The sequence below is a fragment of the Anaerovibrio sp. genome (assembly GCF_045637405.1).
Lineage (GTDB): Bacteria > Bacillota > Negativicutes > Selenomonadales > Selenomonadaceae > Anaerovibrio.
The window spans coordinates 1-1,168 of sequence record NZ_JAZTZI010000031.1 but is presented as its reverse complement, the minus strand read 5'-3'; the positions used below and the strand labels follow the sequence as shown (position 1 = coordinate 1,168).

Annotated in this window: 2 protein-coding genes; both read left to right on the top strand. The window is 42.6% G+C overall.

Features of this window, described 5'->3' with window-relative positions:
- Positions 1-16: 16 nt before the first annotated feature.
- Positions 17-592 carry an ANTAR domain-containing response regulator gene (locus tag ACKI5G_RS02385; RefSeq protein ID WP_407397299.1) on the top strand — a complete coding sequence of 192 codons (576 nt, stop codon included), beginning with the start codon at positions 17-19 and terminating at the stop codon, positions 590-592.
- A gap of 98 nt (positions 593-690) precedes the next feature.
- A partial coding sequence (locus tag ACKI5G_RS02380) for a hypothetical protein (protein WP_407397297.1) occupies positions 691-1,168 on the top strand: 478 nt, incomplete at its 3' end.

Here is a 1,168-nt window from a genome sequence, read left to right as displayed (position 1 = left end):
TGGGAGGAGAGTAAGTATGAATCCCTTGAAAATTGTCATTGCCGATGATGAAACCCTAATTCGTATGGATATGAGGGAGCTTTTGGAGGAAGCCGGCCACCAAGTGGTAGGCGAGGCAGCTAATGGTGTCCAGGCAGTGGAGCTGGCTAAAAAGCTCAAGCCGGATTTGTGCATCTTTGATGTAAAGATGCCGGAAATGGATGGCATAGCCGCCGCTAAAATCTTGTCCAAGGAAAAAATTGCTCCAGTGGTCTTGCTGACGGCCTTTAGCCAGCCGGAATTCGTAAAGCGGGCCACGGAGGCGGGAGTTCAAGCCTATTTGGTTAAGCCGGTGCAGGAGGCTAATCTATTCCCGGCCATTGAAGTGGCCATGTCCCGGTATCAGGAAATGCAGGGGCTGGAGGATGAGCTCTTTAAGGTGAAGGATAGTCTGGAAATGCGCAAGACCTTGGACCGGGCCAAGGCAATACTGATGGATGCCCATAATATCAGTGAATCAGAGGCCTATAAAAGGATTCAGAAATACAGCATGGCCAAGCGCAAGACCATTAAGGAAGTGGCTGAAGCCATTATCCGCAGCGCAACCAAATAAAGAAAACAATTATAATGGGATGAGATAATGAAAAATAGTGAAAAAATAGTGAAAAAATAGTGGATATACTGGTATAATATTTACGGGGGTAATTAGCCATGATGAGAGTAATTTTGACTAATGAAATACTTAAATATATAACGGATATAGAAAAAAACCGATATAAGGTTTCTTCTGTTAAGCTGTCAAAAAATATAGTTGATAAATTGCGGAAAATTTCCAAAAAGAAGAGTTCATTTGCCTCAAACAGGATAGAGGGAAATCCCCTTTCGGAGCAGCAGGTTGATGAGGTTATAGATAAGGATGAAAGGCAGCATTTTCTAAAGCCGGAACAGGAGATAAGGAATTATTTTTTGGCGTTAAATTACTTGGAGGAGAAAGCCCAAAAAAAGGAAAAGTTTTCCAAGAAACTTATTCTGGAAGTTCAAAAATATGTGGAAAAAGGGGCTTCAAAGGAAAAAATAGGGCTAAGAGGAGCTACGGCACCTGGGGTGTTATTTGCAGTATATGATTCTCAGACGGGAAACCCTGATTACATACCACCGGAATACTGTGATGTTTCTGATCTTTTGGATG